Origin of the sequence: Streptomyces sp. NPDC051133 (assembly GCF_040682635.1) — a bacterium.
Lineage (GTDB): Bacteria > Actinomycetota > Actinomycetes > Streptomycetales > Streptomycetaceae > Streptomyces.
In genome coordinates, this window is record NZ_JBFBBK010000028.1 from 30,095 (window position 1) to 47,693 (window position 17,599).

At 72.5% G+C, this 17,599-nt stretch carries 20 protein-coding genes and 1 pseudogene; 7 read left to right on the forward strand and 14 right to left on the reverse strand.

Annotation, left to right across the window (positions count from 1 at the left end; all coding sequences use genetic code 11):
* The first annotated feature begins 50 nt into the window (after positions 1 to 50).
* Positions 51 to 671, forward strand: coding sequence for an AzlC family ABC transporter permease (locus AB0N17_RS26905; protein WP_366014074.1), 621 nt, complete (start codon positions 51 to 53; stop codon positions 669 to 671).
* A complete protein-coding gene (locus tag AB0N17_RS26910; RefSeq protein ID WP_366014075.1) occupies positions 668 to 982 on the forward strand; it encodes an AzlD domain-containing protein in 315 nt (104 codons plus the stop codon). The genes AB0N17_RS26905 and AB0N17_RS26910 overlap by 4 nt, the downstream gene beginning before the upstream one ends.
* Here the strand turns inward: AB0N17_RS26910 and AB0N17_RS26915 are convergent.
* Together AB0N17_RS26915 and AB0N17_RS26920 are read right to left on the reverse strand one after the other, a co-directional pair.
* Positions 979 to 1,386 carry a VOC family protein gene (locus AB0N17_RS26915; protein ID WP_366014076.1) on the reverse strand — a complete coding sequence of 136 codons (408 nt, stop codon included), beginning with the start codon at positions 1,384 to 1,386 and terminating at the stop codon, positions 979 to 981. The two genes, AB0N17_RS26910 and AB0N17_RS26915, sit on opposite strands and share 4 nt — an antisense overlap.
* A 5-nt stretch (positions 1,387 to 1,391) precedes the next feature.
* The gene (locus AB0N17_RS26920; RefSeq protein WP_366014077.1) at positions 1,392 to 3,038 is read right to left on the reverse strand and encodes a protein kinase; all 1,647 of its coding nucleotides are present in this window, start codon (positions 3,036 to 3,038) and stop codon (positions 1,392 to 1,394) included.
* Between the two features lie 86 nt (positions 3,039 to 3,124).
* Between AB0N17_RS26920 and AB0N17_RS26925 the strand changes: the two genes are divergently transcribed.
* Positions 3,125 to 3,775: a methyltransferase domain-containing protein gene (locus AB0N17_RS26925; RefSeq protein ID WP_366014078.1), complete on the forward strand. Its 651-nt coding sequence runs from the start codon at positions 3,125 to 3,127 to the stop codon at positions 3,773 to 3,775.
* A 158-nt stretch (positions 3,776 to 3,933) separates the two neighbouring features.
* Here AB0N17_RS26925 and AB0N17_RS26930 read toward each other — a convergent pair whose 3' ends face one another.
* Positions 3,934 to 4,830 (reverse strand): LysR family transcriptional regulator, encoded by an 897-nt coding sequence (locus AB0N17_RS26930; RefSeq protein ID WP_366014079.1) that lies wholly within the window; start codon positions 4,828 to 4,830, stop codon positions 3,934 to 3,936.
* 170 nt (positions 4,831 to 5,000) lie between these two features.
* Positions 5,001 to 6,941, reverse strand: a complete 1,941-nt coding sequence (locus tag AB0N17_RS26935; RefSeq protein ID WP_366014080.1) for an AMP-dependent synthetase/ligase — start codon at positions 6,939 to 6,941, stop codon at positions 5,001 to 5,003.
* A 275-nt stretch (positions 6,942 to 7,216) separates the two neighbouring features.
* Here AB0N17_RS26935 and AB0N17_RS26940 point away from each other — a divergent pair, with 275 nt between their 5' ends.
* The gene (locus AB0N17_RS26940; protein WP_366014081.1) at positions 7,217 to 8,083 is read left to right on the forward strand and encodes a MaoC/PaaZ C-terminal domain-containing protein; all 867 of its coding nucleotides are present in this window, start codon (positions 7,217 to 7,219) and stop codon (positions 8,081 to 8,083) included.
* On the opposite strand, the gene AB0N17_RS26945 is transcribed toward AB0N17_RS26940, so the two are convergent.
* From AB0N17_RS26945 to AB0N17_RS26985, 9 genes are all read right to left on the reverse strand, one after another.
* Positions 8,080 to 8,730, reverse strand: coding sequence for a TetR/AcrR family transcriptional regulator (locus AB0N17_RS26945; protein ID WP_366014082.1), 651 nt, complete (start codon positions 8,728 to 8,730; stop codon positions 8,080 to 8,082). The two genes, AB0N17_RS26940 and AB0N17_RS26945, sit on opposite strands and share 4 nt — an antisense overlap.
* A gap of 35 nt (positions 8,731 to 8,765) precedes the next feature.
* Positions 8,766 to 9,065 carry a DUF4229 domain-containing protein gene (locus AB0N17_RS26950; RefSeq protein ID WP_366014083.1) on the reverse strand — a complete coding sequence of 100 codons (300 nt, stop codon included), beginning with the start codon at positions 9,063 to 9,065 and terminating at the stop codon, positions 8,766 to 8,768.
* A 75-nt stretch (positions 9,066 to 9,140) separates the two neighbouring features.
* Entirely contained in the window at positions 9,141 to 9,665 is a 525-nt protein-coding gene (locus AB0N17_RS26955; RefSeq protein WP_366014084.1) for a GNAT family N-acetyltransferase, read from the reverse strand.
* Positions 9,666 to 9,681: 16 nt separating this feature from the next.
* Positions 9,682 to 10,341, reverse strand: a complete 660-nt coding sequence (locus AB0N17_RS26960) for a UdgX family uracil-DNA binding protein (protein ID WP_366014085.1) — start codon at positions 10,339 to 10,341, stop codon at positions 9,682 to 9,684.
* A gap of 141 nt (positions 10,342 to 10,482) precedes the next feature.
* Positions 10,483 to 11,646: an aminofutalosine synthase MqnE gene (gene mqnE / locus AB0N17_RS26965; protein WP_366014086.1), complete on the reverse strand. Its 1,164-nt coding sequence runs from the start codon at positions 11,644 to 11,646 to the stop codon at positions 10,483 to 10,485.
* 38 nt (positions 11,647 to 11,684) lie between these two features.
* Positions 11,685 to 12,140 carry an Lrp/AsnC family transcriptional regulator gene (locus tag AB0N17_RS26970; RefSeq protein ID WP_225825931.1) on the reverse strand — a complete coding sequence of 152 codons (456 nt, stop codon included), beginning with the start codon at positions 12,138 to 12,140 and terminating at the stop codon, positions 11,685 to 11,687.
* 59 nt (positions 12,141 to 12,199) lie between these two features.
* Positions 12,200 to 12,850 (reverse strand): UbiX family flavin prenyltransferase, encoded by a 651-nt coding sequence (locus tag AB0N17_RS26975; RefSeq protein ID WP_366014087.1) that lies wholly within the window; start codon positions 12,848 to 12,850, stop codon positions 12,200 to 12,202.
* Positions 12,851 to 12,929: 79 nt separating this feature from the next.
* Positions 12,930 to 13,832, reverse strand: coding sequence for a menaquinone biosynthesis prenyltransferase MqnP (gene mqnP / locus AB0N17_RS26980; RefSeq protein WP_366014088.1), 903 nt, complete (start codon positions 13,830 to 13,832; stop codon positions 12,930 to 12,932).
* On the reverse strand, positions 13,829 to 15,286 hold the full coding sequence (locus AB0N17_RS26985; RefSeq protein WP_366014089.1) for a menaquinone biosynthesis decarboxylase: 1,458 nt from the start codon (positions 15,284 to 15,286) through the stop codon (positions 13,829 to 13,831). The genes mqnP and AB0N17_RS26985 overlap by 4 nt, the downstream gene beginning before the upstream one ends.
* 191 nt (positions 15,287 to 15,477) lie before the next feature.
* Between AB0N17_RS26985 and AB0N17_RS26990 the strand changes: the two are divergent.
* Positions 15,478 to 15,759: pseudogene (locus tag AB0N17_RS26990) on the forward strand (PLD nuclease N-terminal domain-containing protein); the annotation flags it as partial.
* A gap of 10 nt (positions 15,760 to 15,769) precedes the next feature.
* Positions 15,770 to 15,931: a hypothetical protein gene (locus tag AB0N17_RS26995; protein ID WP_366014090.1), complete on the forward strand. Its 162-nt coding sequence runs from the start codon at positions 15,770 to 15,772 to the stop codon at positions 15,929 to 15,931.
* A gap of 166 nt (positions 15,932 to 16,097) precedes the next feature.
* Here the strand turns inward: AB0N17_RS26995 and AB0N17_RS27000 are convergent, their stop codons facing one another.
* A complete protein-coding gene (locus tag AB0N17_RS27000; protein ID WP_366014091.1) occupies positions 16,098 to 16,433 on the reverse strand; it encodes a transcriptional regulator in 336 nt (111 codons plus the stop codon).
* Between the two features lie 106 nt (positions 16,434 to 16,539).
* Between AB0N17_RS27000 and AB0N17_RS27005 the strand changes: the two genes are divergently transcribed.
* A complete protein-coding gene (locus AB0N17_RS27005) occupies positions 16,540 to 17,514 on the forward strand; it encodes a zinc-binding dehydrogenase (RefSeq protein ID WP_366014092.1) in 975 nt (324 codons plus the stop codon).
* Positions 17,515 to 17,599 lie beyond the last annotated feature (85 nt).

A 17,599-nucleotide genomic window follows, 5' to 3' on the forward strand; every position in this document is an offset into this window, starting at 1 on the left:
ACGATCGTTCGCCTTGACGGACAGGGCGCTCGGTGGCCATTGTAGAGAACATGCGTTCGCCACAACGAACACCCCGTGTTTCCCCGTCCGCCGACCGCTCGCTCGTCCGGGACAGCTCCCTGGTCCGGGACAGCTCCCTCGTCTGGCTGGCCGGCGGGATCGTCGGCGTCTCCTTCGGCGCGGTCTCCGTGGCCGGGGGGCTGCCGATGTGGGTGCCGGTGGTGCTGTCCCTCGTGGTGTACGCGGGATCGGCCCAGTTCAGCGCGGTGGGCGTGCTGCTCGCCGGGGGCGGGCCGGTCGCCGCGGCGGCCACCGGGCTGCTCCTCAACACCCGCACGGCCGCCTTCAGCCTGGCCGTGGCCGAGATCATCGGCTCCGGGCGCGTGAGCCGCTTCCTCGGCGCGCATCTCGTCACGGACGAGACGGTGGCCTTCGCCGTCGCCCAGTCCGACCCGGTACGCCGGCGGCGGGCGTTCTGGATCTCCGGGCTCGGGCTGTTCGCCGCGTGGAACATCGGCGTGGCGGCCGGCGCGCTGGCCGGGAGCGCCCTGGTCGGCGCCGCACTCGCGCTCGCGGTCACGCCCGCCGTTCCGGCCGGGGTGCCGGTCCTGCTCGCCCTCGCCGGACTGTTCCTGCACCGCCGACCTGCCGGGACGGGAGCCGCGGCATGAACGCGACACTCGTCATGATCCTGGTCCTGGCCGTGGGCACGTACGCCTTCCGGCTGGTGGGGCCGGTACTGCACGGAAGGGTGACCGTCCCGCCGCGCGTGCAGGAGCTGGCGTCGGCCGGCGCGGTGGTGCTGCTCGTCGCGCTGCTGGCCACGGGCGCGCTGACCGAGTCGGGCGGCTTCGCGGGCTGGGCCCGCCCCGCCGGAGTCCTGGCCGGCGCCGTACTGGCCTGGCGCCGGGCCCCCTTCGCCGTGGTCGTCCTGGCCGCGGCGGCGACGACGGCGGTGCTGCGGCTGGCGGGGGTCGGCTAGGCGTTCCGTCCGGGGAGGTCGTCGACGGGCTGGATCCGGCTGCGCAGGAGGCAGAACTCGTTGCCCTCGGGGTCGGCCAGGACGCGCCAGCTCTCCTCGCCGGTCTGGCCGACGTCGGCGGTCCTGGCGCCGAGCGCGAACAGCCGCTCCAGCTCGGCGTCCTGGTCGCGGTCGGTGGCGTTCACGTCGAAGTGCAGCCGGAGCTTCCTGGGCCGCGGATCGGTCGTGGGACCGATGACGAGGATCGGCTGGGGGCCGCCGAAGCCGGCGCCGGGCGGTCCGATCGCGATGCTTCCGTCGGCCTCCCGTTCGAGTTCGACGTAGTCGAGGACCTCGCGCCAGAACGCGGCGAGCCGCTCGGGGTCGGCGGCGTCGATGACCAACTCACTGATGCGGCACGCCATGCCGGTCAGTCTACGGACCGGTCGGCCTTCCGCCAGACGGTCAGATCGCCGCTCAGGAAGGCGAGGTCCGCGATGGCGGTGGACTTCGTCTGGATCTGGTACAGCCCGATGTTCCCCTCCTTGTCCTTCATGCAGATCTCGGTGCCGGCCGCCGCCGCGGCCAGCGACCAACTGTGGTACTTGGGTTTCCTGAGGAAGAGACGGCACTCGTCGAGGGTGGTGCCGTGCGCGCCCATCATCTGCATGAAGACCGCGTCGTCGCTCCTCAGTTCGCAGCTGGGCTCCCGGCAGTCGAAGCGGATGTCGCCCTTGCCGTCCTCCCGCTGCGGGTTCTCGTCCTTGAGGCTCACCGAGGTCTTCGCGTCCAGGCGCACCTGGGGGAACCCCTCCGGCCGCGGGTCCCGGGGCGAGGCCGAGGGCACGCCGGTGCCGCTCCCGGAGCCGGCGTCCGACGCGTCCGGGGAACCAGACGCGGAGTCCGGCGCGGACGCCGGCGGGGAGGACCGCACGGCCGGTCCCGTCGAGGACGTGACGGAACCCGCCCTGCCCCGGGCACCGAACCGGTCCTTCGCGTCCATGACGGACCACGCCAGGGCCGTGACCAGCACCGCACCGCCCACCACGCCGGCGGCCGTGATCAGCGCGGTGCGCCGTCTTCGGACCGTGCGCTGCTCCGCCGTCGGCTGCGGCGGCCACCCGGCCGTCGGATACGCGATCAGCGGCTGCGGGACGACCGGGGTGGGGTCGGCAAGCGGCGCCGGCACCACGGGCTCCGGCCCGGTGATCTCCCGCCACACGGCCGGTCCCCCGCCCGCGTCGGCGTCCGTCCCCAGCCGCCGCCGGCACCACTCCACGACCTCCGCCGGAGTGGCCCGCTCCGCCGGATCGGCGGCCAGGCACCGGGCGAGCAGCGGACGCAGCGGCTCGGGCAGCGAGGGGAGATCGGGCGCGGAGTGCACGATCCGGTACAGCACGTTGAGGGCCGCGCCGTCGCCGTACAGCGGCCTGCCCAGCGCGGCGAAGGCCGCGGTCTGACCCAGTGCGAAGACATCGGTCGCCGCCGTGATCTCACCCCCGGACGCCTGCTCCGGCGCCATGAACGAAGGCGTGCCGATCGTGCCGCCCGTCGCCGTGTACGACGTCCCGTCGGCGGCCAGCGCGATACCGAAGTCGATCACCCGGGGCCCGTCCGCCGCCAGCAGCACGTTCGACGGCTTCAGGTCCCGGTGCACGATGCCCTCGGCGTGGATGGCCTGCAGCGCCTCGGCCACACCCGCCATCAGCCACAGCACCGCGGGCACCGGGAGCGGGCCGCGCCGGGCCACCGCCTCCGTCAGGGAGGGACCGGGCACGTACAGCGTGGCCAGCCAGGGCGGCATGCCGTCCGCGTCCGCGTCGATCAGCTCGGCGGTGTACGCGCCCCGCACCCGCCGGGCCGCCTTGATCTCCCGGCCGAACCGCCGCCGGAAGTCCGGGTCGTCGGCCAGCTCCGGCCGCACCACCTTGAGCGCGACCGGCCGGCCGCCCTGGGTGTGCGAGAGGTAGACCCGGCCCATGCCGCCCGCGCCCAGCCGGGCGGCGAGCCGGTAGCCCGCCACCACGGGTGGATCGTCCGCCTGGAGCGGCTGGAAGACCTCCGTCGCGTGGTTCATCGGCCACAACCCCCCGTGTACATGCATGGGCCAAAGGCAGCAGCCTAAAGGGGCGTTGTCGGTGCCGCCCGCTACGGTCCCTCCCCATGACCGACACCGAGGACTTCCTGACCGCCACCCGCACCTTCTACGACGCCATCGCCGAGGACTACGCCGACCGCTTCCGGGACCAGCTCGTCGACAGGCCGCTGGAGCGGGGGCTGTTGAGCGCCTACGCCGAGTCCGTCGGCCCCGGTGGCACGGTGGCCGACCTCGGCTGCGGCCCCGGCGTCGTCACCGCGCACCTCGCCTCCCTCGGCCTGTCCGTCTTCGGCCTCGACCTCTCCGCGTCCATGCTCGCCATCGCCCGCCGCGAGAACGCCGCGCTGCGCTTCGAGCAGGGCTCCATGCTGGACCTGGACCTGGCCGACGACTCCCTCGCGGGGGTCGTCTCCTGGTACTCCAGCATCCACACGCCCGTGGCCGAACTGCCCCGCCTGTTCGCCGAGTTCCACCGCGTCCTCGCTCCGGGCGGCCACCTCCTGCTCGCCTTCCAGGCCGGCGACGTGCCGCGGCGCCACGAGCATCCGTGGGGGCATGCGGTGACCCTGGACTTCCAGCGGCGCCGTCCCGGGTTCATGGCGGGGCTGCTGGCGGACGCCGGCTTCGTCCTCCGCTCCAGCACGGTGCGGGAACCGGTGGAGGAGCTGGCGGAGTCGGTGAGCCAGGCGTTCCTTCTCGCCCTGAAGAAAGGCTGACCGGGCGGCGGGGCGACGGTGCGGTGAGGAAGCCGCGGACGGCGGACGGCGGGCCGGTGGAGGAGGGCGGGCGCGGACTCGTGGTCGTACGGTGGCCTCGTCCCGCTGGGCCGTGACGCGGCGCACCGTCGGCAGGACCGTCCGGGCCGGACTCCCGCTCAGCCCGCGGCGGCGACCCTGCACTCCACGACCGTGCCCGCGAAGGCCCGGGCCGGAGGGCTGAGCGCGTCCCAGCGGCGGACGGCCCAGCCGACGGGGAGCGGGCGCAACCCGGGGACCGGGACCAGGCGCAGGCCGCCCTCGCCGGGCATGGGCAGGCCGGGCACGGCGGGGACGACGGCCCGGCCCACGCCCAGCTCGGCGAGGAGCAGGGCCGTGTCCCAGTCGGCGACGCTCGGCTCGTGGCGGAGGCGGACGCCCAGCTCGGTGCAGGCCGTGTCGAGGTGGACGGCGGAGGTGGAGTTCGGGGGGAGGCGGATGAGCGGGATGCCGGCCAGGTCGGCGGCGTCCAGGTGGGTGCGCGCGGCGAGCGGGTCGTCGGTGCGGACGGCGAGCAGCCAGGGCAGCTCCGCGACCGTCCGCTGCTCGATGCCCCGGACGGGCGGGCCGATGGTGATCCAGGCCAGGTCGAGGGTGCCGTCGGTGAGCGCGTCGAAGCTGCCGCGGCCCGAACTGACCGTGCGGAAATCGAGGTTGACCTTGGGGTGGCGACGCCGGAAGGTGACGACGGCGTCGGACATGAAATGGCGGACGGTGGTGGCGCCGGTGGCGACGCGGACCTGCCCGCTGTGGCCGTCGAGGAGGTCGTGGAGCCGCCGTACGGCGAGGTCCAGGCCGGAGATGCCCTCGGCCGCCGCCTCCTCCAGTATCCGGCCGGCCTGGGTGGGCACGACTCCGCGCGGCCGGCGCTCCAGCAGGGCGACACCGGTCTCCTTCTCCAGCCGTTTGACGTGCTGGCTGACGGCGGACTGGGTGCAGCCGAGGTCCCGGGCGACGGAGCTGAGGCTGCCCGCGCGGCACACGGCCACGAACACGCGGAGGTCTTCGAGCGTCATAACACCCAAGCTACTGCTTGGGGTTGGCGAGGAAACCCAAGGATTGACTCGTTCCCGCGCCGGTACGAGGATCGTGTGCGGGCCGCGACCGACCCAGGCGGCAACCCGCTCCCCGCCCCCGCCGAGTCCGGACGACGCGGGGCAGCACGGGAGCGGGTGCCGACCCCCTGTCACGCCTTGGCGTACAGGCCCTCCACCTCGCGGGCGAAGTCGCTCATGACCTGCTCGCGCCGCAGTTTCATGGACGGGGTCAGATGGCCCGCCTCCTCGGTGAAGTCCACCGGCAGGACGGCGAACCTGCGGATGGACTCGGGCCGGGACACCAGCCGGTTGGCCTCGTCGATCGCGCGCTGCAGGACGGCCGCCAACTCCGGGTCGTCGAGGAGGAGTTCCGGCGGCACCGGGTGCTTGCCGATCATCTGGCGCCAGTGGGTGATGCCGTCGGGGTCGAGGGTGATCAGGGCGGCGACGTAGGGGCGTGCGTCACCGACCAGCATCACCTGGGAGATCAGCGGGTGCTGGCGCAGCCAGTTCTCCAGCGGGGCCGGCGCCACCGACTTGCCGCCCGCCGTGATCAGCAGCTCCTTCTTGCGGCCGGTGATGGTCAGATAGCCCTCGTCGTCCAGTTCGCCGATGTCGCCGGTGGGCAGCCAGCCGTCCCGGGTCGCGGGGACGACCCCGCCGGCCTGCGGGTCCCAGTAGCCGCGCAGCACGTGATCGCCTGCGACGAGGATCTCGCCGTCGGCCGCGATCCGGACCCGGGTGCCGGGCAGCGGCCAGCCGACCGTGCCGAGGCGGGGCTGCAGGGGCGGGGTGACGGTGGAGGCGCCGGTCGTCTCCGTCAGGCCGTACCCCTCGAAGATCTCGATGCCGGCGCCGGCGTAGAACGCGGCGAGGCGCCGGCCGAGCGGGGAGCCGCCGCAGATGGCGTGCCGGACGCGCCCGCCCATGGCGGACCTGATCTTGCGGTAGACGAGCGGGTCGTAGAAGCTGCGGGCGGTCTTCAGGGCGCGGTTCGGGCCGCTGCCGGTGCCGGTCTGGCGGGCCTCGACGGCCTCGCCGTAGCGCCGGGCCACGGCCGCCGCCCGGTCGAAGACCGCCACCCGGCCGCCCGCCTCCGCCTTGGCCCGCGCGGAGTTGTAGATCTTCTCCAGCATGTAGGGGATGGTGAGCAGGGCGGTCGGCCGGAAGGCGGCCAGGTCCGGCAGGAGGTCGTCGGGCTTCAGGCTGGGGGCGTGACCGAGGCGCACCCGGGCGCGGACGCAGGCGATGGCCACCATGCGGCCGAAGACGTGGGACATCGGCAGGAAGAGGAGGACCGAGGGGTCCTCGTCCTTCGCCTTGAACACCGGGTAGAGCAGCTCGATGGCGTTGTCGACCTCGGCGAAGAAGTTGCCGTGCGAGAGGGCGCAGCCCTTGGGGCGGCCGGTGGTGCCCGAGGTGTAGATGAGGGTGGCGAGGGTGTCGGGGCCGAGCATGCCCCGGCGTACGGCGACCTCGCCGTCCGGCACCAGGGCGCCGGCCTCGGCGAGCCGGTCCACGTGCTCCTTCTCCATCACCCAGACGTGGCGCAGGTCGGGCAGGTGCTGGAGTTCCGGGCCGATCGCGGAGGCCTCGGCGGCGGTCTCGGTGATCAGGGCGACCGCGCCGGAGTCGTGCAGGATCCAGCGGGTCTGGAAGACCGACGAGGTCGGGTAGACGGGCACGGTGACCAGGCCGGCGGCCCAGGCGGCGAAGTCGAGCAGCGTCCACTCGTAGGTGGTGCGGGCCATGACGGCGACGCGGTCGCCCGGGGTCAGGCCCTCGGCGATCAGCCCCTTGGCCACGGCCAGTACCCGCTCGGCGAACCGGGTGGCCGTCAGGTCCGTCCAGCCGCCGTCGGGGAGCCTGCGGCTGAGCACGATCCGGTCGGGGACCGTCTCGGCGTTCTCGAACGGCAGGTCGGCCAGGGAGCCGTGCCGGACGGGCGGCGCGAAGGGGGGCACGGCCACCTCCCGCACGGCGCCGTCCAGTCGCTGGACGGCCGGTTCCACCAGGACGGGGCGGCCGTCGTAGTCGGTGGCGGAGACGGGGGCGCCCGAGGAGACGGGGGTCGGGTACGGGGTGGACACGGGCGACTCCTCTGGCGTTCGTGCACCTGCGGTGGGCCCCGGAAAGAGGGGTTACCGCTGGTTAGGCAGGTGATCGTACGGGTCCGCTGTGAGGGGGTTGTGCAAGTTCGGGGGGCGTTCGGGGCCAGGGATGTGCAGCCTCACGGGTTATGTGACAGAGCCTCACGTTACGAGGATCACGTGCGCTCCACGGGGCTCATCTCGACCTCTCCTCACCCGGTGCCGTAGCCTTACCACCGGTAACCTTACTCCAGAGTAAGCAGTGAGGGCAGAACATGGCAGACCGCTGTCCCAGTTCCACCGGCACCGTCACCCTCACCGGCCTGCCCGCGCTCGGGCCCCTGCTGGGCCGGGGCGCGCTGCTCTCCCCGTTCAAGCGGCCCGCCCCGGACGCGGACTTCCCGCGCACCCGGCTGGTGCTGCCCGGCCTCCGCGTCGACCTGGCGAGACTGGCCGCCTACGAGCGGGTGTGCGGGTTCCCCGGGGAGGCCGGCCTCCCCGTCACCTACCCGCACGTGCTCGGCTTCCCGCTGGCCATGCGCCTGATGAGCGGCCGGGACTTCCCGCTGCCGCTGCTGGGCCTGGTGCACACCTCGATCGAGATCGTCCGCCGCACCGGCCTGCCCGCCACCCGGGAGTACGAACTCTCCGTCCACATCGGAGGCCTGGCCGCGCACCGGCGCGGGACCGAGGCCACGGTGGTGACCGAGCTGCGGGCCGGCGACGCGCCGGTGTGGCAGTCGCGGAGCACGTATCTCGCGCGGCACCGGGTCGAGGGGGCGAGAGCGGCCCAGGCGGCCCGCGTTCCCGAGGGCGACCCGCTGCCCGTCGTCGACGAGTGGCGGCTCGCCGGGGACGTGGGCCGGCGGTACGGCGCCGCGTCCGGCGACCGCAACCCCATCCACCTGCACCCCCTCACCGCCCGCCTCTTCGGCTTCCCGCGCGCCATCGCCCACGGCATGTGGACCGTGGCCCGCTGCCTGGCCGCCCACGGCACGGGGGCCTGTACCGGGGTGCGGGCGGAGTTCCGGGCACCTGTGTTCCTGCCGGGGACGGTGACGTACGGGGCGGACGGCTCGGGCGGTTTCGAACTGCGGGGAGCGGACGGGAGGGTTCACCTGTCCGGGGTTGTGCGGCCCTAGGCAGGGTCCGTCGGCGGCGTCCATGAGGTGCCGCTCATCAGGTTGCCCAGGCCCGACCAGGCGAAGTTCATCAAGGTGGCCGCTGCCTGGCGGGCGGTGACGCCGGGGGTGGTGTTGGCCCACGCGGCGAGGGACTCCGCCGCGCCCACCAGCGCCTCCGCGAGCCCGGCGACCTCGTGTTCGGGGAGGTCCGGGTCGCGGTGCGCCTCACGCGCCGCGATCGCGACCAGGCGGGTGACGAAGGCGACGATCTCCTCGCGCATCGCGGCCACCTCGGCCGCGAAGGGGTCGCCGTGGGTGCGGGCCTGGAGGTGCAGGACGGACCAGGCGTCGGGGTGTTCGGCGGTGTGCGTGAAGAACGCCTGGAGGCCGGCCCAGAGCTGGCGGTCGGCGGGCAGGTCCGGGCGGACGGCGGCCCGGACCGCCGCCGTGAGGGCGGTGGCCTCACGGCGGATGCAGGCGGTGAAGAGGTCTTCCTTGGAGTTGAGGTACAGGTAGACCAACGGCTTGGAGACGCCCGCGAGTTCGGCTATCTCGTCCATGGAGGCGGCCATGTACCCGCGTTGGCCGAAGATCTGCACGGCGGCGTCGAGCATCTGCTGCTCACGGACCGCCCGCGGCATCCGTTTGGTCTTCACGGCACCCATGGGGCAAGCCTATGGCGCCCCGGGGCGGCCCCGGGTCAGGAAGGCTGGCCCTGCGCCCGCGCGGTCTCGTCGGCGCCGTCCTCCTGGCTGCGGTTCGCATCCAGGTTGGCCTTCATCCGGTCGACCTTGGTCACGATCTGCACCGAGGCGCGGTCCCGCTCCTTGCGCAGCACCACCCAGCTGATCGGGGCCGACAGCACCAGGGCGAGCAGCAGCACCCACAGGCCGTTGGAGTTGCCGAAGCCGCGGGGGAAGAGGCCGGAGTAGACGGCTCCCCAGACGACGGCGAGGCAGCCGACGAAGACGCCGAGGCGCATCAGCGTGTAGCGGAGCATCTCAATCCACTCGTCCGATTCCAAAAGGGGTCATCGTCCAGTGAAGCACGAGCGCGCAGAGATCTTGCACGGGGGTCAGGCGAGCGGCAGCAGCATGGTGATGTCGTCGCGCTCGTCGCCGGGGGCGACACGTATCGCGCCGGGCACCCGGCCGACCTCCTGGTAGCCGCAGGAGGCGTAGAACCGCTCCAGGCCTTGGCCGCCGCGGCAGCCGAGCCGTATGGCGTCGATGCCCTCGAAGGTGCGGGCCGCGTCCGCGGCGGCGGCCAGCAGGTCCCGGCCGTATCCCTTGCCCTGGTGCCGGGGGTGGACCATCACCGTGTAGAGCCAGAGCCAGTGGCGCTGCAGGCGGTGGGTGTTGAAGGAGAAGAAGGCGGTCGCGGCCACCTCGCCCGCCTCGTCGTACCCGACGAGCAGCCGGTGACGCCCCTCGGCCATGGCCACGAAGTGCCTCACCAGGTCCGGCCGGATCTCCTCGCGCGTCACCGGGGCCACGAAGCCGACGGCTCCGCCCGCGTTGGAGACGTCCGTCCAGAGGTCGAGGATGCCGTCGCGCAGGGCAGGGGTGAGGGCGGGGTCGAGCGTGAAGGTAAGGGGCATACGGGGATGGTATCTATTACCCGAGGGTGCGTGCGGCCACTTTCAGATCGGCGACGAGCCCCTCGTAGGCGGCCTTGCGGTCCGCGTCGTCGCGCGACCGCAGCACCGACGAGGGATGCACGGTCGGCACCAGCCGCTCGGGCCGCCCGTGGATCTCCCGCTCCAGCACCGTGCCACGCGCCTCGCCGACCCGGAACGACGAGCCGAGCAGGGCCTTGCCGGCCGTGGCACCGAGGATCACGATCAGCTCGGGCTCGACGATCGCCAGCTCGGCGGCGAGCCAGGGCCCGCACGCCGTCATCTCGCGCAGGCTCGGCGCCTTGTGGATCCGGCGCCCCCGGGGTTCGGCCTGCGTGAACTTGAAGTGCTTCACGGCGTTGGTGACGTAGGCCTCGCCGGGGTCGATGCCGGCCTCGGCGAGCGCCTTGTCCAGCAGCTTGCCGGCCGGGCCGACGAACGGCCTGCCCTGCCGGTCCTCCTGGTCGCCGGGCTGCTCACCCACGAGCATCACGCGCGCGTGCGCGTCTCCGGCGCCGAAGACGGTCTGCGTGGCGTCCCGGTGCAGCGGGCAGCCGCGGCAGCCGGCGGCGGCCTTCCGGAGGGCGGTGAGGTCGGCACCCTCCGGAACGAACGGCTCCGCGGTGTAGGCGTCCTCAGGGGCACGGGTCGTCGCCATGAAGTGCGAGTACCCGTCGTGCGACCTCGGACCCATGTCGTCCGCAGGTCGTGTGTGGCGTGTCGCGCCCACGCGGCGGAGCCGCACATCGACACAGCCCCGCGCCCCTTCAGGTCGGACCGGCGCAGCCTCGCTGGAACGTCAGACCCGCATCGCCTGCGGGGACTCCCTGCGGGCCGGGTCGGCGCCCTCGTACTCGCGGATGATCTCGTAGCGGGTGTTCCGCTCCACCGGGCGGAAGCCCGCGTCGCGGATCAGGTCGAGCAGGTCCTCGCGGGTCAGCTTGTTCGGCGTGCCGTAGTTGTCCGCGTCGTGCGTGATCTTGTACTCGACGACCGAGCCGTCCATGTCGTCCGCGCCGTGCTGGAGGGCCAGCTGGGCGGTCTGCACGCCGTGCATGACCCAGAAGACCTTCACGTGCGGGACGTTGTCGAACAGCAGGCGGGAGACAGCGAAGGTCTTCAGTGCCTCGGCGCCGGTCGCCATCTGGGTGCGGGCCTGAAGGCGGTTGCGGATCTTGCCGTCCTTCATGTCCACGAAGTCGTGCTGGTAGCGCAGCGGGATGAAGACCTGGAAGCCGTTCGTCTCATCCTGCAGCTCGCGCAGCCGGAGCACGTGGTCCACCCGGTGCCGCGGCTCCTCGATGTGGCCGTAGAGCATGGTGCACGGGGTCTTCAGACCCTTCTCGTGCGCCAGGCGGTGGATGCGGGACCAGTCCTCCCAGTGGGTCCTGTGGTCCACGATGTGCTGACGGACCTCCCAGTCGAAGATCTCCGCGCCGCCGCCGGTGAGCGACTCCAGGCCCGCGTCGATCAGCTCGTCCAGGATCTCCGAGGCCGACAGACCGCTGATCGTCTCGAAGTGGTGGATCTCCGTCGCCGTGAAGGCCTTCAGGGAGACGTCCGGCAGGGCCGCCTTCAGTTCCCTGAGCGACCGGGGGTAGTAGCGCCACGGCAGGTTCGGGTGCAGGCCGTTGACGATGTGCAGCTCGGTGAGGTTCTCCGACTCCATCGCCTTGGCCAGCTTCACGGCCTCCTCGATGCGCATCGTGTACGCGTCCTTCTCCCCCGGCTTGCGCTGGAAGGAGCAGTAGGCGCAGGACGCCGTGCACACGTTGGTCATGTTGAGGTGCCGGTTCACGTTGAAGTGGACGACGTCACCGTTCTTGCGGGTCCGCACCTCGTGCGCGAGGCCGCCCAGCCAGGCCAGGTCGTCCGACTCGTACAGCGCGATGCCGTCCTCGCGGGTCAGCCGCTCACCGGAGCGGACCTTCTCCTCCAGCTCGCGCTTGAGCCCGACGTCCATGCCAACACCTTTCTACGACAGCCCGACCAACGGTATCCCTAGACCTCTTCGGGCAGCTCTCCGACCCGGTTCTCCCACTTCGTGGACAGCACGATGGTGGTACGGGTGCGGGAGACGCCCTTGGTTCCGCTGAGCCGGCGGATGGTCCGCTCCAGCCCGTCGACGTCCGTCGAGCGCACCTTGAGCATGTACGAGTCGTCGCCGGCGATGAACCAGCAGTCCTCGATCTCCGGCAGGTCGCGCAGCCGCTGGGCGACGTCCTCGTGGTCGGCCGCGTCGGAGAGCGAGATGCCGATCAGCGCGGTGACGCCGAGGCCGAGGGAGGCCGCGTCCACCGTGGCGCGGTAGCCGGTGATGACACCGGCCGCCTCCAGCCGGTTGATGCGGTCGGTGACGCTGGGTCCCGACAGGCCGACGAGGCGCCCAAGCTCCGCGTAGGAGGCCCGGCCGTTCTCCCTCAGGGCCTGGATGAGCTGCCTGTCCACCGCGTCCATGCGATCGAAGCCTTCCGGTGAAAGTTCTCGAAGTGATGAGAGGTACTGCTGGTTGCCCACTAGTTGCCCGCGGTGCCGCCGCCCAGCTCACCCTGCCAGCGCCGGTACAGGCCGTGCCCGACGCCCGCCGCGTCCAGCACCCGCCCCGCCACGAAGTCGACCAGGTCCTGGATGTGGGTGGCACCGGCGTAGAAGGCGGGCGAGGCCGGGACGACGCTCGCGCCGGCGTCGTCCAGGGCGACCAGGTGCCGGAGCGTCTGGCCGTTCAGCGGGGTCTCCCGTACGGCCACCACCAGGGTGCGGCGCTCCTTGAGGGTGACGCTCGCCGTGCGCTGGAGCAGGTCCTTGGACAGGCCGAGCGCCACACCGGCCACGCAGGCCGTGGAGGCGGGCACGATGAGCATGCCCTTCGCCGGGTACGACCCCGAGGACGGCCCGGCGGCGAGGTCGCCCGCGCTCCAGTGCCGTACCCCGCTGATGTCCACGTCGAAGGTCCCGGGCTTGCCGTCGGCCCCCCGGGCCAGCCATTCCCGCAGGTCGTCCTGCCAGTGGGCGTCGCGGAACGAGATCCCGGTCTCGTCCAGCAGCGTCAGCCGCGAGGCCCGGCTGACCACCAGGTCGACCGCCTCCCCCGCCCCCAGCAGCGCCCGCAGCACAGCAGCCGCGTACGGCGTCCCGGAAGCTCCGGACACCCCCACGATCCAAGGCACGCGCTGCGTTTCTCCTGCGTTCACACCTTGAGCGTACCGGCGCGCGGCCCACAGCTCAGGCCGGGTGGCCTGCGGTTCGTCAGACCGTCAGACCGCGCACCAGGAGATCCAGCAGCGCACACACGAACAGGGCAATGCCGATGAAGCCGTTGACCGAGAAGAACGCCCTGTTCAGGCGGGACAGATCGTGGGGGCGGACGATGCGGTGCTCGTAGACGAAGGCACCGGCGACGACGACCAGGCCGAGCCAGAAGAAGGCGCCGGCGTGGGTCGCCAGGGCGTACCAGACGAACAGGGCCGTGGTGAGGGTGTGGCAGGCGCGGGCGCCCCAGATCGCTGCCGGGATGCCGAAGCGGGCCGGGACCGACATGACGCCGATCTCGCGGTCGGTCTCGACGTCCTGGCAGGCGTAGATCAGGTCGAAGCCGCCGATCCAGATGCCGACGGCGAGGCCGAGGACGACCGCCTTCCACGACCACTCGCCGCTGATCGCCAGCCAGCCGCCGACCGGGCCCATCGCCTGGGCGAGGCCCAGGATGGCCTGCGGGAAGTTCGTGAACCGCTTGCCGTAGGGGTAGACCACCATCGGGACCACCGCGACGGGGGCCAGGGCCAGGCACAGGGGGTTCAGCAGGGCCGCCGCGCCGAGGAAGACCACCAGGGCGATCACGGCGCCGGTCCAGGCGTGGCGCACGGACATCGCGCCGGTGACGAGTTCCCGGTGGGCGGTGCGCGGGTTCCGGGCGTCGATCTCGCGGTCGATGATCCGGTTCACCGCCATCGCGAAGGTGCGCAGGCCGACCATGCAGACCGTGACCAGCAGCAGCCGGCCCCAGTGGATGTTCTCGTCCCTCTCGTACATCGCGGTGAGGGAGGCGATGTAGGCGAAGGGGAGCGCGAAGACCGAGTGCTCGATCATCACCAGCCGGAGGAAGGCTTTGGTGCGTCCCGGCCGGGGGATCGCTGCGGACGCGCTGCTCACAGGCCGTACTCCTTCCAGCGGCGGTCCACCAGGGCCGCCGTATCGGGGTCGGAGAGGACCATGTCCGGCCAGCCCCCGTCCCGGGTGTAGCCCTCCTCGGGCCACTTCTTCGTGGCGTCGATGCCCGCCTTGCCGCCCCAGAACTGCTGGTAGGAGGCGTGGTCGAGGTGGTCGACGGGGCCTTCGACGACCGTGAGGTCACGGGCGTAGTCGGTGTTGCCGAGGGCGCGCCAGGCGACCTCGTGCAGGTCGTGGACGTCACAGTCGGCGTCCACGACCACGATCAGCTTGGTCAGGGACATCATGTGCGCCCCCCAGATCGCGTGCATCACCTTCTGCGCGTGCTTGGGGTACTTCTTGTCGATCGAGACGATCGCGCAGTTGTGGAAGCCGCCGGCCTCGGGCAGGTGGTAGTCCACGATGTCCGGGACGATGATCTTCAGGAGCGGGAGGAAGAACCGCTCCGTGGCGCGTCCCAGCGGGCCGTCCTCCGTCGGCGGGCGGCCGACGACGATCGACTGCAGCAGGGGGCGCTTGCGCATCGTCACGCAGTCGATCTTCAGCGCGGGGAACGGCTCCTGCGGGGTGTAGAAGCCGGTGTGGTCGCCGAAGGGGCCCTCGGGCAGCATCTCGCCGGGCTCCAGCCAGCCCTCCAGCACGACCTCGGCGTTGGCCGGCACCTGCAGCGGAACCGTCTTGCAGTCGACCATCTCGATCCGCTTGCCCGCGACGAACCCGGCGAAGAGGTACTCGTCGATGTCGCCGGGCAGGGGCGCGGTGGAGGCGTACGTCACGGCCGGGGGGCAGCCGAAGGCGATCGCCACGGGCAGCCGCTCACCCCGCCGCGCCGCGACCTGGTAGTGGTTGCGGCTGTCCTTGTGGATCTGCCAGTGCATGCCGATGGTGCGCCTGTCGTGGCGCTGGAGGCGGTACAGGCCGAGGTTGCGGATGCCGCTCTCGGGGTCCTTGGTGTGGGTCAGGCCCAGGTTGAAGAAGGAGCCGCCGTCCTGCGGCCAGGTGAACAGGGCGGGCAGCCGGTCGAGGTCGACCTCGTCGCCGTGCAGGACGACCTCCTGCACGGGCGCGCTGTCCGGCTTCACCTTCTTCGGCGGCACGTGCGCCATCGCGCCGAGCTTGCCGAAGGCCTCGCGCACGCCGACGAAGCCGTGCGGCAGCTCGGGCCGCAGCAGGCCGCCGATCTTCTCGGAGATCTCGCCGTACGACTTCAGGCCGAGCGCCTTCAGCAGCCGCCGGTCGGTGCCGAAGACGTTCATCGCGAGGGGCATGGCGGAGCCCTTCACGTTCTCGAAGAGCAGGGCGGGACCGCCGGACTTCTGCACCCGGTCGACGATCTCCCCGACTTCCAGACAGGGGTCGACCTCGGCCTTGATGCGCTTGAGGTCTCCCTCGCGCTCCAGCGCCCGCAGCAGGGAGCGAAGATCGTCATAAGCCATGCGTCCCAGTATCGGCCACCCGGGGGCCCGGCCCGGTCACCGGGGGCCACGCTGTCCACCCAGGGGGCGCGCCGGGGCACCGCCGACGCGACCGGCCGGCCCGGCTCCGGCAGCACGGTCCCGGGCTGCTGCCGCTACCCTGGCCGCGTCAGCGGGGCCTGCCACACCGATCGTGGGGAGATCGCACGACCATGCTCAGGTATCTGCCCTTCCTGCTGGTCCTGGCGCTGTGGGTCTACGCCTTCGTGGACTGCCTGAACACCCCCGAGCACGAGGTGCGCCACCTGCCGAAGGCGGTGTGGGCGATCATCATCCTGCTGTTCGGCGAGGTCCTGGTCGGGCCGCTCGCCTGGCTGATCACCGGCAGAACGCGGCACGCCCCGGCGGACGGGTCCACCCCGTCGCAGTGGCACCGGGGCGCGGCCGGGCGCTGGGTCGCCCCGGACGACAATCCCGAGTTCCTCAAGTCCCTCGATCGTGACGATGCGTGAGAACGGCAGCGTCGCGTGGCCCTGGGCGAGGACGACGATCGCGCAGAGCGCGGTGGCGGCCGCGACGACGCGCGGGATCAGCCTGCGCGCCCTGGACCGCGGCGGCGGTAGGACCGTCGGGGCGCCGACCCTCAGACGCGGCTCGCCGGCCTGACGGGGTCGGTCGGTCTCGGCTCTGTATGTGGCCACCCGTGTCTCCTGCGTCAGCGGGGGCCAGATCGTGCACGCCCGGGACGGCGCCGCAGGGAACGGCCGGCCACCGCCGCACCAACGGGATGTGAAGGTCCGTCAGCGAAAAGCGGAATACGGGATGCCCGGGGTCAGCGGTCCGTGCCGTCCTCGCGCAGCACCAGGGCGAGGAGGCCGGGGAAGCGGGTGTCGAACTCCGTCCGGCGCAGCCGGTTGACCCGCCGGGGCCCCTCGTCGCGCTGCTCCACCAGCCCGGCCGCGCGCAGCACCGAGAAATGATGGCTGAGGGCCGCCTTGCCGACGGGCACGTCGAAGCTGCCGCAGCTGCGTGCCCAGTCGGCACAGCCGGCCAGCTCGCGGACCAGGGTGAGGCGCACCGGGTCGGCGAGGGCGGCCAGGGCGGCCTCCACGGGCACGTCGTCGGGGTGGGTGTGGTCGGGGGCGGCACGGTGCCGGGGGCCGGTCACGCTGCCTCCTCGCTGAAGTGTTCCGCTTGCCGAGTGTTCGACGAAAACCATACACTCACGAGTGTTCGCTTTTGATTGAACACTCGATCCGAGCCGGAGGTGCGGCATGCGCACGGTGGAGTTCCAGCAGTACGGCGGGCCCGAGGTGCTGACGGTGGTGGCGGCCGAGGTGCCCGAGCCCGGGCCCGGGCAGGTGACCGTCGACGTGGCCTGGACGGGCGTGAACTTCGCCGACCTCAAGGCCCGCGCCGAGGGTTACCGGGTGCCCGCGCTGCCGTACGTCCCCGGGCTGGAGGTCTCCGGGCGCGTCCGGGCGCTCGGCGACGGGGTCACGGGCCTGACCGTCGGCCAGGAGGTCGTGGCGCTGACCGAGGGCGGCGCCTACGCGGAGGTGGTGGTGGCCGACGCGGCGACCGTCTTCCCGCTCCCCGCGGGTCTGGACCTGCGCACCGCGGCCACCCTGCCGACGGTCCTGCCCACGGCGTACGCGCTCGTCCACACCGTCGGCCGGCTCCAGCCCGGCGAGTCGGTCCTCGTGCAGGGCGCGGCGGGCGGTGTCGGCACCGCCGTCGGCCGGCTCGCCCGGGCGGCCGGTGCCGGGGCGGTGTACGGCGTGGTGTCCTCGGCCGCCAAGGCCGCCCACGCCAAGGAGCACGGCTACGACGAGGTGTTCGTCGGCGCCTTCCAGGAGCCGGTGCGGCAGGCGACCGGCGGGCGCGGGGTCGACCTGGTCCTGGACCCCGTCGGCGGTGACACCCTGCGCGCCGGGCTCGCCTCGCTGGCCGTCTTCGGGCGCCTGGTCTCCTTCGGCAACGCGAGCGGGGCCGGGCCGTGGAGCGTCGGCCAGCCCGAGCTGTACCCGCTCGGCGTCTCCGTCTCCGGCTTCTCCATCCTCACCCTGGCCGGCACCGCCCCGGACGCCCTGCGCCGGCTGACGGAGCAGGCGTTCGCGAAGGTGGCCGACGGGACGGTGACGCTGCCGGTGACGGCCGAGTTCGCCCTGGAGGACGCGGCGGAGGCCCACCGGCTGATGGGAGGGCGGACGAGCACGGGGAAGCTGCTGCTGCGCGTGTCGGAGTGAGCAGTCGTCAGTTCACCTTTCTCCGCCGGGACTTCACGTCCCCCTGACGACTTGCCATCTCCCGGCCGCGATGGGGTTAATGGTC